Consider the following 12,426-nt stretch of genomic DNA (forward strand, 5'->3'; position numbering starts at 1 on the left):
GCAACCGAGCAAGCCGCGAAGACTGCCTGTGAATTTTTTGAGTTGCCTATGTAAACGCTATCAACACAAACACTGTTCATTGCCTGATCTGGCCCTGTAAGCCCTGCGAATAGGCGCTAGACTAGGCGCCTAAAGGGCTAACAGCCATTTCGATTTTTCAGCTTTTTCGATAAGAAAGACTTATGGATTTCAAGCAACTGCGTTATTTCGTCGCGGTGTATGAAGAGGGCCATGTAGGCCGTGCCGCCGAACGTCTGTCGATTTCCCAACCAGCGTTGTCGCAACAGATTCGCCAACTGGAGCAGAACCTGGATGTGAGCCTGTTCGAGCGCAGCAGCAAACGTCTACTGCCAACCCTGGCCGCTCACACGCTGTACAACCACGCGTTGCCGTTGATAGATGGCATGCAGCAAGCCGTCGAAGCGCTGCGCAACTTCAAGGGTCAGGCCCTGCGCACCTTGGCTATCGGCGTGCTGCAAACCGTGCACACCAGCCTGGTGCCGCAGATGCTTGAGCGCGTACGCAAGGCCCAGCCGCATCTGGTGGTGCAGATTTACGAATTGACCGGGCTTGAGATTGAACGGCGCCTGCTCAATGGTTCGCTGGACATCGGCATCAGTTACCTGCCACCCCGTCAGCCGGGATTACATGGCGTGCTGCTGTATGAAGATGAGTTGAAAGTGGTCATTCCGGACGATCATCCCCTGCGCGAATTCAAGAAAGTCTCGCTGAAACAGGCGGCCGAGTTGCCGATGTTGTTGCTGGGGGAAGAGTTTCAAATCAGGCAGATCTGGCAGGGCCAACTCGCCAACCTTGGGCGACGGCCACAAGTCCAGGCTGAGCTCAACACCATGGTGGGGATTCTCGACAGCCTGCCCCATACCAAACTGGCAACGGTGCTGCCGGGGCGCTCCCAGGACGAACACAACAGCCAGATGCTGCTGTGGAAACCCTTGAGTGAACCGAGGGTGCCGCTGAAAGTAGGCTTGGTGTGCCGTGACGTGCAGCGCCAGCAAGCAACAGTGGCGCTGCTGCGCACCTTGCTTGAAGACGTGATGAATGCCCCGCAGGCGCCGGCCTGACTTTTTCGCGGGCAAAAGAAAACCCCGCCGAAGCGGGGCTTTGCAGACTGTTTCCCTGACATCCATTTCACTCCGCCGTCCTGGCAGAATCCTACGTGTCCGTGTTGTTTCTTTGCGCTTCCTGCGCGACGTCCATGTGAAGTAGATTATCCGTGGATCCAATTTGGCGATAGAGGACGAATAGCAGCACGTCATGTAAGAGAATGCTTACACGCCATCGCCCCCCTTAAAACAGTGCCTCATCCATCAAAAACAGTGATTCGCTACCGGCCTTTACCGACGCACTCAGCGAGTGAATACGCGGCAGCAGGCGCGCAAAGTAGAAGCGCGCGGTCCCCAGCTTGCTGGCGTAGAAGTCTTCTTCAGCCTCTTTGCCCAACGCGGCCTTGGCCATACGCGCCCACATGTAGGCGTAGGCCATGTATCCAAACGCATGCAAATACTCCACTGAGGCCGCACCGATTTCGTTCGGGTTGGTCTTGGCGCGATCCAGCACCCAGGCCGTCAACTCATCGAGGTTGTCCACCGCCGCACTCAGCGGTTTGGTGAACTCAGCCAGGTCGGCGTTCGAGTGAGCAATGAACTGGCGGATCTCGTCGGCAAACAAGGTGTAGAACGCCCCGCCGCTGCCCACGATCTTGCGCCCCATCAAGTCCAGGGCCTGAATGCCGTTGGTGCCTTCGTAGATCTGGGTGATGCGCACATCACGCACTAGTTGCTCTTGGCCCCACTCGCGGATGTAGCCGTGGCCACCAAACACCTGCTGGCCGAGCACCGTGGTTTCCAGGCCCAGGTCGCTGAGGAACGCTTTGGCCACCGGCGTCAGCAATGCCACCAGGTTATCCGCACGCTCACGGGCTGCGGCGTCTTCGCTGAACTTTGCGATATCCAGCTGCGTTGCCACGTAGGTGGAGAACGCGCGGCCGCCTTCGTTCGCAGCTTTCATGGTCAGCAGCATGCGGCGCACGTCCGGATGGACGATGATCGGGTCAGCGGCTTTGTCTTTCGCCTGAGCGCCTGTCGGTGAGCGGCTTTGCAGACGATCACGCGCATACTCAATCGCGTTCTGATAGGAACGCTCGCCGGACGCCAGGCCCTGGATACCCACACCCAGACGCTCGTAGTTCATCATGGTGAACATCGCCGCCAGCCCACGGTTAGGCTCGCCCACCAAGTAACCCACGGCTTCGTCGAAGTTCATCACGCAAGTAGCGGACGCCTGGATACCCATCTTGTGTTCAATGGAACCACAGCTCACCAGGTTGCGCGCGCCGAGGCTGCCGTCGGCATTGACCATGAACTTTGGCACCAGGAACAGCGAGATCCCCTTAGGCCCGGCCGGCGCATCCGGCAGCTTGGCCAAGACCAGATGGATAATGTTTTCGGTGAGGTCGTGCTCGCCACCGGTGATAAAGATCTTGGTCCCGCTGATTTTGTAGGAGCCGTCCGTCTGAGGCTCGGCCTTGGTCCGGATAATCCCCAAGTCTGTGCCGGCATGGGCCTCGGTCAGGCACATGGAACCGGCCCATTCACCGGAATACATCTTCGGCAGGTAGGCAGCCTTGAGCTCTTCGCTGGCGTGGGTGTTGATCGATACGCACGCGCCAGACGTCAACATCGGATACAGGCCAAACGCCAGGCTCGACGAGTTGATCATCTCTTCAACCTGGGCCGACACCGCCTTGGGCATGCCCATACCGCCAAACACCGGATCGCCGCCGACACCGACCCAGCCGCCTTCAGCGTAGGTTTTGTAGGCCTGTGGATAACCGTCCGGGGTAAACACCGCGGTGTTATCCCAGCGGCAGCCTTGCTCATCGCCACCGCGACTCAGCGGGGCGATGGATTTGGCGGTGACTTTGCCGGCTTCCTCGAGGATCGCCTCGACAGTTTCGGCGTCAACGCTGTCTGCCAATGCCGGCAATTGGGCCCATGTATTGGCGACCTCAAAAACTTCGTTGAGGACGAAGCGCATATCACGCAGCGGCGCTTTGTAATCAGCCATGGCAAACCTCGTGAGAACGGGAAAAGTGATTCGATAGGATCGGTTTTACAGGCTCCGAGTGTACCCGAACAACTTTTCAGACACATAGGGTCCACTTGTGACTGATTGGTATTTTTAAGTCACTACAGTGCAAATGCCTCCGCTGGCAGACTCATCAGGCATTCGCTGCCCGCTTGCACAGCGGCGCGGTGGGTTGTGGTACGCGGCAGCAGACGCTTGAAGTAGAACTCGCACGTGGCCAGCTTGGCCTTGGCAAACTCGACATCGTCATGGGCCTGCGCCGCGATCGCCATGCGCAGCCACAGGTAGGCAAGGACGATGTAACCGCTGTACATCAAGTAATCCACGGCAGCGGCGCCCACTTCGTCGGGATTTTTCATCGCGGCCATGCCGACCTGGGTGGTCAACTCGCCCCACTCCTGGTTCAACTGATTGAGCTGCGCCACATAGGCCTTGAACTGCGGATGTTCGGCATTCGCGGCGCAGAACTTATGCACAATCTTGGTAAACCCGCGCAGCAACTTGCCCTGGCTGCCCAGCACCTTGCGCCCCAGCAGGTCGAGTGCCTGAATGCCGTTGGTGCCTTCATAGATCGGCGCAATCCGCGCATCGCGAGCCAACTGCTCCATGCCCCATTCGCGGATATAGCCATGGCCGCCAAATACCTGCATGCCGTGGTTGGTCACTTCCAGCCCGGTGTCGGTCATAAAGGCTTTGCAGATCGGCGTGAGGAACGCCAGCAGGTCTTCGGCTTCCTGGCGTTGAGCGGCGTCGCTGCTCAGGTGTGCAGTGTCGAGTAATTGCGCGGTGAAGTAGGTCAGCGCGCGATTGCCTTCGTTGAAGGCTTTCATGGTCAGCAGCATACGACGCACATCGGGGTGCACGATGATCGGGTCGGCGGCTTTGTTCGGAGCCTTGGCGCCAGTCAGGGAGCGCATTTGCAGGCGGTCGTTGGCGTATTTGATCGCGCCCTGGAAGCTCGCCTCGCCGTTGCACAGGCCCTGCATGCCGGTACCCAGCCGCGCGTGGTTCATCATGGTGAACATGCAGTTGAGGCCTTTGTTGGCCTCTCCAATCAAAAAGCCCTTGGCGCCGTCGAAGTTCAGCACGCAGGTGGCCGAAGCCTTGATGCCCATCTTGTGCTCGATGGAGCCGCAGTGCACCGCGTTGCGTTCGCCGGAGTCAGCGTGGAACTTGGGCACGATAAACAGCGAGATACCTTTGGTGCCCGCGGGTGCATCCGGCAGTTTGGCCAACACCAGGTGGATGATGTTGGCGCTCATGTCGTGCTCACCGGCTGAGATGAAGATCTTGCTGCCGGTGATCGCATAGCTGCCATCGGCCTGGGGCACGGCGCGGGTCTTGATCAGGCCCAGGTCGGTGCCGCAATGGGCTTCGGTGAGGCACATGGTGCCGGTCCATTCGCCTGCGGTAAGTTTGCCCAGGAACGTGGCCTTCTGCTCTTCCGTCCCGTGGGCGTGGATCGCCGACATCGCGCCGTGAGTCAGGCCCGGATACATGCCCCATGAGGTGTTGCTGGAGCCGATCATCTCGCTGAGCACCAGGCCCAACGATTGCGGCAAGCCCTGGCCGCCGTAGGCCGGATCCGACGCCACACCGTGCCAACCGCCTTCGACGTATTGGGCGAAGGCTTCCTTGAAGCCCTTGGGCGTGGTCACGACGCCATTGTCGAAATGGCAGCCCTCTTCATCACCGCTGCGGTTGAGGGGCGAGAGCACGTTCTCGCAGAATTTGGCGCCCTCTTCGAGGATAGCGCTGACCATGTCCGGGCTGGCGTCGGTTGCGCCCAGCGTGGCGTAGTGACCGTGGAAATCAAATACGTTGTCGATCAGAAAGCGCATGTCGCGCAGGGGAGCTTTGTACTCAGGCATGGTCATGTCTCCGGCAGCAGATGGTCTCAACCTACTGCTGGCCAGCGTCGCAAACAATCACTGTAGAACCGCTGAATACACCGCCATTACTTAACCGGCAGCGCTGTCCATACGCACCGCGCCACGGCGCGTCTGCCCGGCGGCAATCACGCAGTTACGCCCGGCGCCCTTGGCCGCATACAGCGCCTGGTCGGCGGACTTGAGGACTTCTTCTGAGCTGCGCTGCTCGGCCTGGCGTTCGGCCACGCCGATACTGACCGTCACCGACACACTCGTCGCGCCGCTGCCCGCCCGGCGCTGACGGCCTTGTTGATCATCCTGGGGACGGTCCGCGTTGCGCAGCTTAATGTCATAGTTGGCGATAATTTCGCGGATTTCCTCTAGGTGCGGCATGCACTCATCCAGGGTTTTGCCGGCAAACACCACGGCGAACTCTTCACCGCCGTAGCGGTAGGCGCGTCCACCGCCATTGACCTTGGACAACTTGCTCGCCACCAGGCGCAGCACTTGGTCACCCACATCGTGACCATGGGTGTCATTGAACCGTTTGAAGTGGTCGACGTCGGTCATCGCCAACACATAGTTGCGCCCCAGCCGCTGCATGCGCTCGTTGAGGGCGCGGCGTCCCGGCAGGCCGGTCAGCTCATCGCGGAACGCCATTTGATAGGCCTCATGGGCCACGCCGGCCGCGATCATCAACATCACCTGGCTGCACATGATGTTCAGGGTGAACGGCAGGATGAAGGTTTTCGGCAGCATCCAGAACAGCCCCAGCAACCCCACCAATTGCGCCGCGTGCAGCGGGCGCGGCTGGTACCAGTATTGGGCGGCGAGGGTGAGAAAACCGATCAGGAACATCGGATACGACAACTGGATCAGGCTCATCCAGGTCCCGTGCAGCGCCGGCCAGCGAATCTCCGCCAGCCAGTTCAGCACCGCTTGGGGATAACTTTGCTCCAGGGCCAGCGCCACGCTGCCTATCGCCAGTACCACAGCGCAACGGGCCACGAAGTCGCGGAACAGGTGGGTTTTCTCCTGCCACAGCGCGTAGATGCTGAACAGCAGCGGCAACAACAGGCAACACAGATGAAACACCACGGCAGCGTCTTCGCGCACGCGGCCGTTGTCGCGATAGAAATCGGTCTGGGTATCGAGCAGGAAGTAGGCGATGTACACCGTGATCATCAAAAACAGCTCACGCTGGCGCCGATACACAGCGCAGTACGAACCGCCGAGCAACAGCACCAAGGTTGGCAACACATTGAACAGTGACGTGAAGAAGACGTTGAGGTCCTTGACGTACGCAGCCGAGAGCCCGGCCAGCAAGAGCAGCAACGAAGGGAGGAAATGACTGAAACGAACAGCGGACACGCGTGACAAGGGTAGAACTCCGACCCGCAAAAATGATGGCTATGTGCCTTAGCGCGGACAGTTAAGCACACCCTGCCTGTCACGTATCACATTGCCATCACTGTAACGGCAGGCGGCGACAATCCCTGAGCGCTGCGCTGTGTTTTTTATCGCCCATAAAAAACCGCCGCTTCCAAGGGAAGCGGCGGTTCAGGGAAACCCGGTGAGGCTTAGTAAGCCAGGCCGAAGTCTTCCTCTTTCATGTCCATCAGGTTGTTGGCGCCCGACAGCATGGTGGCTTTGTGCGCCAAAGTACGCGGCAGAATGCGTTGGAAGTAGAAGCGCGCAGTCTGCAACTTGGCGGTGTAGAACGCCTCTTCAGTCGTGCCGGCAGCCAGTTTTTCGGCCGCCAGGCGTGCCATGTCGGCCCAGAAGTAAGCCAGGCAGGCGTAACCGGAATACATCAGGTAATCCACCGAAGCGGCACCGACTTCCTCACGGTCTTTCATCGCGGCCATGCCGACCTTCATGGTCAACTCGCCCCACTCTTTGTTCAGTGCAGCCAGCGGTGTAACGAACTCCTGAACGGCCGCGTTACCTTCATTGGCCTGGCAGAACTTGTGCACGATCTTCGTGAAGCCCTTGAGCGCCTCGCCTTGGGTCATCAGCACTTTACGGCCGAGCAGGTCCAGCGCCTGGATACCGGTGGTGCCTTCGTACAGCATCGAAATGCGGCTGTCGCGCACGTTCTGCTCCATGCCCCACTCGGCGATGAAGCCGTGACCGCCGTAGATCTGCACGCCATGGTTGGCCGATTCAAAACCAACTTCGGTCATGAATGCCTTGGCGATTGGCGTCATGAAAGCCAGCAGGCCATCGGCCTGTTTCTTGGCTTCGTCATCGGTGCCGTACTTGACGATATCCACTTGCTTGGCAGTGAAGTACACCATTGCGCGATTGCCTTCGGCGAAGGCTTTCATGGTCAGCAACATGCGGCGCACGTCTGGGTGCACGATGATCGGGTCAGCGGCCTTGTCCGGTGCTTTCGGGCCGGTGAGGGAGCGCATTTGCAGGCGATCGCGGGCGTATTTCAGGCCGCCCTGGAAGCCGATCTCGGCATGGGCCAGGCCTTGCAGCGCGGTGCCCAGGCGAGCGGTGTTCATAAAGGTGAACATGCAGTTCAGGCCTTTGTTCGCCGGGCCGATCAGGAAACCGGTGGCCGCGTCGAAGTTCATCACGCAGGTGGCGTTGCCGTGGATACCCATCTTGTGTTCCAGGGAACCACAGGTCACCGCGTTGCGCTCACCCACCGAACCGTCGGCGTTAGGCATGAACTTGGGCACGATAAACAGCGAGATGCCTTTAGTGCCGGCCGGTGCGTCCGGCAGGCGGGCCAATACGATGTGGACGATGTTGTCGGCCATGTCGTGTTCACCGGCCGAGATGAAGATCTTGGTACCGGAGACTTTGTAGGAGCCGTCGGCCTGAGGCTCGGCCTTAGTGCGCAGCATGCCCAGGTCGGTGCCGCAGTGTGGCTCGGTCAGGCACATGGTGCCGGTCCATTCGCCCGATACCAGCTTGGTCAGGTAGGCCTCTTGCTGCTCGGGGGTGCCGTGCTCGGAGATGGTGTTCATCGCACCATGGGACAGGCCTGGGTACATGCCCCACGACCAGTTGGCTTCGCCGACCATTTCGCTCACGGCCAGACCCAGGGATTCCGGCAGGCCTTGGCCGCCGTGCTCCACGTCGTGGGCCAGGCTAGGCCAGCCGCCTTCGACGAATTGCTTGTAGGCTTCTTTGAAACCCGTCGGCGTCTTAACGCCTGACTCACTCCAGGTGCACCCTTCGATGTCGCCCACTCGGTTCAACGGTGCCAGCACTTGTTCACAGAACTTGGCGCCTTCTTCAAGAATGGCGTCGACCATGTCCGGAGTAGCGTCCTGGCAAGCCGGCAGACTCTGATAGTGCGCTTCATAACCGAGCAGTTCGTCACGAACGAAGCGAATATCACGCAAGGGGGCCTTGTAGTCAGGCATAGCGATAAACCTCTGCTGATGTAGCTGGAATGAACAACCGCGTGGATGTGTTGTGGCGGTCAAACAGGTGTTTGAAACATACGTTTACGACCTAGGGATGTCAAGCGTCGGGCAGATGCCGTCTGTCATGACGCACGTCAACCCAGGCGCAACAAGGCCTGAGGCGAGATGCCACATCGGGGAGAGTGTAGAGAGGGATCAGAATAAAACAGGACAAATGTGGGAGGGGGACGAGCCCCTCTCACATTTCAAGCGCCAGCAGATCAGGCGTAGGTGTCGATCAAGGTGCCGAGCATTTCGTCGGAAGCCTTGGCGACTTTGACGCCCAGCTCCACCTGAAACTTGCCTTCTGCCAGTTCCACCATATTGCTGGCAGAATCGGTCGGCTGGCCACGGTTGATCGCCTGCAAGCGATCATTCTGGGCATCGGAAGGTTGGCTGGTGGCTGCGCTGGCGATCTTGCCAGCGGCCTGGTCGACACGGCTCTGCCCGGACTGAATGGTGTTCAGGCCCGAATAAAACGCGCTGCTTCCAGAGATTTCCATGGCTTAAGCCTGCCTTGAGAGAATCGTGAATGTTGATTGAAGCAGAGAACCTGGCAAAACGCCCGTCAAAAACACTAATGGCATAATGCCTTAGCGATAGCCAAAATCAGTCAAGCAAGTCCAACTGTAAGTATTGCGCCACGGCTTCGGCGCTGGCGTGCTTGAGTTTCGGCACTCGACCCAGGCACGGAGCAGGCAGCCGTTCGGCCAGGGTGGCGAGGTTTTCTTCCAGACGGGAGGTCTTGGGATCGATGATGTTCGCCACCCAGCCCGCCAGCGACAGACCATCCCTTGCGATGGCTTCGGCGGTGAGCAAAGCATGGCTGATACAGCCCAGGCGCACGCCTACCACCAAGATCACCGGCAGTTTGAGCCCGATGGCCAGGTCCGACAGATTGGCCTGGTCAGCCAACGGCACGCGCCAGCCACCTGCGCCCTCGATCAAGGTGAAATCCGCTTGCCGCGCCAGAATCTGCTGCATGGGCTTGAGCAGCGATTGCACCGTCAGCGAAACCCCTGCCTCCCTTGCAGCCAAGTGCGGGGCGATGGCGGGCTCGAAAGCCACCGGATTGACCTCGGCATAACTCAACGGCAATGAACATTCGGCCAGCAGCGCCAGTGCATCGGCATTGCGCAGGCCCTCGGGGGTTACTGCGCAACCGGAGGCGACAGGTTTACCAGCGGCGGTGCTTTTGCCGGCTTGGCCGGCTGCATGCAGGAGGCCGGCGGCGATGGTGGTCTTACCGACATCGGTGTCGGTGCCCGTAATGAAATAAGCGGCGTTCATAGAGGTTTCTCCAGTACGGCGTACACCACTTGATAAGTCGCCGGCAGGCCTTGGGACTGGCGGAATCGCTCATAAGCCTCGACCAGTGCAACAATCCGCGCGCGGCCCGTCAGCCCTCCGGGGCGTCCGGGGTTGAGATTGTGGGCACCAAGAGCCTTCAATTCATGGGTCAGACTGCGCACATCCGGGTAATGCAGCACATGGGGCTGGCGCTCCAGGCTGACCACACGCAGGCCGCTGGCCGCACACAGTTGCTGGTAAGCCTCGAAGGTACGGAAGCGATTGACGTGCACCAGGCCATCGGCGGCGCGCCAACTTTCGCGCAGTTCATCCAATGTACCCACACACAAACTGGCAAAGGCCAATACCCCGCCCGGTTGCAGCACGCGATGGGCCTCGCTGAGCACTGCATCGAAGTTGGCACACCATTGCACCGCAAGGCTGGAGAAGATCAGCCCGCAGCTTGCATCGTGCACGGGCAAACGCTCGGCATCTCCCGCGATGAAATGCGCCGCGCCGCCTAAAGGCCGCGCATGGTTGAGCATGCCTTCAGCGATATCCAGCGCCACGCCCTCGCTGGCCGGCAATAACTCACCCAGCACGCGACTGAAATACCCAGTGCCGCATCCCATATCCAGCCAACGTCGTGGCGCGCACGCTGACGGCAGGCGCGACAGCAGTTCATGCCCCACCGCTCGCTGCAGCTCGGCGACGCTGTCGTAACTGGCCGCCGCACGGGAAAATGACGCCGCTACCTGGCGCTTGTCCGGCAAGGCACCCGGCAGAGGGGGGTGGGATAAATCAGTCATCAACGCACTCATGCAAAAAAGCCTGGATGGCCCCCGCTACTCCGTGGGGATCCTCCAGAAGAAAAGCGTGACCGGCCTGTTCAATCAGACCGATTTCAACATCGGGGAGCAGCGTCAGCAGGTCGCTGGCGGCTTCGGCAGGCACCAACCCGTCCATACCGGCAAACAGATGCAACTGCGGGCCGCGATAGGCCAGCAAGGCTTCGCGGGTGTCCAATTGCGCAAGCAGTTCAAGACCGGTCATCAACGCGCCGGACAGCGTCTGCGGCGCGCCGCTGACCAACAAACGCGCCAGCCCGCGAGGGTCTTCGGCACCTTTGGCGCACAACAGTCCGAAGCGCTTGAGGGTGACCTGGGAATCGGCGTGGCAGCCGGCGAGGAAGGAATCGAACGTCTGCGCAGGCATCGCACTCGGCCAACCCTCGTGGGCGACAAAACATGGATTGCTCGCCAGGGTCAGCAACCCGCAGCAGCGTTCGCCACGTCGCGCCGCCAATTCCGAGGCCAGCATGCCGCCCAGGGACCAGCCGCCGAGCCAGGCGTTATCCGGCAATGTGGCGTCGAGTTCATCCAGCCATTCGCCGAGATCGCTGGAGTCCAGCACCGGCAACGGCTCGATCTGTACGTGCAAATGTTCGTCCAGCCCTTGCAATGCGGCGGCCAAAGGTTCCAGCGGCGATACGCCGAGGCCCCAGCCGGGCAGCAATATCAGTCGATCACGCATGGTCGGGCTCCAGGGCGCCTAGCAAGCGGAAACACTCTTCCAATGCGTTTAACAATAGCTGCACCTGCGCCTCGCTGTGGGCCGCCGTCAATGTCACGCGCAAACGGGCGCTGCCGACGGGTACCGTTGGTGGTCGGATCGCGGTGACCATCAAGCCGCGCTCGCGCAGCATCTGGGACAAACGCACGGCTCTGGCGCTGTCGCCAATCAGGATCGGTTGGATCGGCGTAAAGCTGTGCATCAAGTCCAGGCCGAGCTGCTCGGCGCCCTGCCGGAACTGGCGGATCAGGCCATTGAGGTGTTCACGCCGCCAATGTTCGGTGCGCAGCAGCTCCAGGCTTTTCAACGTGGCGCAGGCCAACGCGGGTGGTTGGCTGGTGGTGTAGATATACGGCCGGGCGAACTGGATCAGGCTTTCGATCAATTCTTCACTGCCCGCCACAAACGCGCCGGCGGTGCCGAAGGCTTTGCCCAGGGTGCCGACCAGTACCGGCACGTCTTCCTGACTCAAGCCAAAATGCTCGACGATCCCTGCGCCGTTGGCCCCCAACGGGCCGAAACCATGGGCGTCGTCCACCATCAGCCAGGCGCCTTTGGCCTTGGCTTCACGGGCCAGCGCGGGCAAGTCGGCCAAATCGCCGTCCATGCTGAACACGCCATCGGTGACCACCAACGTATTACCGGTGGCTTTCTCCAGGCGCTTGGCCAGGCTGGCGGCGTCGTTATGCAGGTAGCGATTGAACCGCGCACCGGACAGCAAGCCCGCATCCAGCAAGGACGCGTGATTGAGACGATCTTGCAGCACCGTATCGCCCTGCCCCACCAGCGCCGTGACTGCGCCCATATTGGCCATGTAGCCCGTGGTAAACAGCAGCGCACGGGGGCGAGCGGTCAAGTCAGCCAGGGCCTCTTCCAGTTCATGGTGCGGCGTGGCGTGCCCGACCACCAAATGCGATGCGCCACCGCCCACGCCCCAACGGGACGCACCAGCACGCCAGGCTTCGATCACTTGAGGATGATTGGCCAGGCCCAGGTAGTCGTTATTGCAGAAGGCGAGCAACGGTTGGCCGTCGACCACCACTTCAGGACCTTGGGGGCTCTGCAGCAGTGGCCGCTGACGGTAAAGGTGTTCGGCACGGCGGGCAGCGAGGCGCGCGGATAGATCAAAAGACATGCAGGCCTCGGACTAGCAGGAT

At 60.4% G+C, this 12,426-nt stretch carries 10 protein-coding genes; 1 reads left to right on the plus strand and 9 read right to left on the minus strand.

Features of this window, described 5'->3' with window-relative positions; all coding sequences use genetic code 11:
• Positions 1–182: 182 nt before the first annotated feature.
• Positions 183–1,082, plus strand: coding sequence for a LysR family transcriptional regulator (locus AOA61_RS09275; RefSeq protein ID WP_032883909.1), 900 nt, complete (start codon positions 183–185; stop codon positions 1,080–1,082).
• A gap of 226 nt (positions 1,083–1,308) precedes the next feature.
• Here the strand turns inward: AOA61_RS09275 and AOA61_RS09280 are convergent, their stop codons facing one another.
• From AOA61_RS09280 to bioF, 9 genes are all read right to left on the minus strand, one after another.
• Positions 1,309–3,087: an acyl-CoA dehydrogenase C-terminal domain-containing protein gene (locus AOA61_RS09280; protein ID WP_032883911.1), complete on the minus strand. Its 1,779-nt coding sequence runs from the start codon at positions 3,085–3,087 to the stop codon at positions 1,309–1,311.
• 122 nt (positions 3,088–3,209) lie between these two features.
• Entirely contained in the window at positions 3,210–4,979 is a 1,770-nt protein-coding gene (locus AOA61_RS09285; protein WP_095185057.1) for an acyl-CoA dehydrogenase C-terminal domain-containing protein, read from the minus strand.
• 90 nt (positions 4,980–5,069) lie between these two features.
• A complete protein-coding gene (locus tag AOA61_RS09290) occupies positions 5,070–6,359 on the minus strand; it encodes a diguanylate cyclase (RefSeq protein WP_099601641.1) in 1,290 nt (429 codons plus the stop codon).
• A 200-nt stretch (positions 6,360–6,559) separates the two neighbouring features.
• On the minus strand, positions 6,560–8,365 hold the full coding sequence (locus AOA61_RS09295; RefSeq protein WP_032883916.1) for a phenylacyl-CoA dehydrogenase: 1,806 nt from the start codon (positions 8,363–8,365) through the stop codon (positions 6,560–6,562).
• A 263-nt stretch (positions 8,366–8,628) separates the two neighbouring features.
• On the minus strand, positions 8,629–8,910 hold the full coding sequence (locus tag AOA61_RS09300) for a hypothetical protein (RefSeq protein WP_032883917.1): 282 nt from the start codon (positions 8,908–8,910) through the stop codon (positions 8,629–8,631).
• A 106-nt stretch (positions 8,911–9,016) separates the two neighbouring features.
• Positions 9,017–9,697: a dethiobiotin synthase gene (gene bioD / locus AOA61_RS09305; RefSeq protein ID WP_032883918.1), complete on the minus strand. Its 681-nt coding sequence runs from the start codon at positions 9,695–9,697 to the stop codon at positions 9,017–9,019.
• On the minus strand, positions 9,694–10,506 hold the full coding sequence (gene bioC, locus AOA61_RS09310) for a malonyl-ACP O-methyltransferase BioC (RefSeq protein ID WP_099601642.1): 813 nt from the start codon (positions 10,504–10,506) through the stop codon (positions 9,694–9,696). Before bioC ends, bioD begins: the two co-directional genes overlap by 4 nt.
• A complete protein-coding gene (locus AOA61_RS09315) occupies positions 10,499–11,230 on the minus strand; it encodes an alpha/beta fold hydrolase (RefSeq protein ID WP_032883920.1) in 732 nt (243 codons plus the stop codon). Before AOA61_RS09315 ends, bioC begins: the two co-directional genes overlap by 8 nt.
• The gene (bioF, locus tag AOA61_RS09320; RefSeq protein WP_099601643.1) at positions 11,223–12,404 is read right to left on the minus strand and encodes an 8-amino-7-oxononanoate synthase; all 1,182 of its coding nucleotides are present in this window, start codon (positions 12,402–12,404) and stop codon (positions 11,223–11,225) included. Before bioF ends, AOA61_RS09315 begins: the two co-directional genes overlap by 8 nt.
• Positions 12,405–12,426 lie beyond the last annotated feature (22 nt).

It is taken from the genome of Pseudomonas sp. 2995-1, from assembly GCF_002742505.1.
GTDB classification, from domain to species: domain Bacteria; phylum Pseudomonadota; class Gammaproteobacteria; order Pseudomonadales; family Pseudomonadaceae; genus Aquipseudomonas; species Aquipseudomonas sivasensis.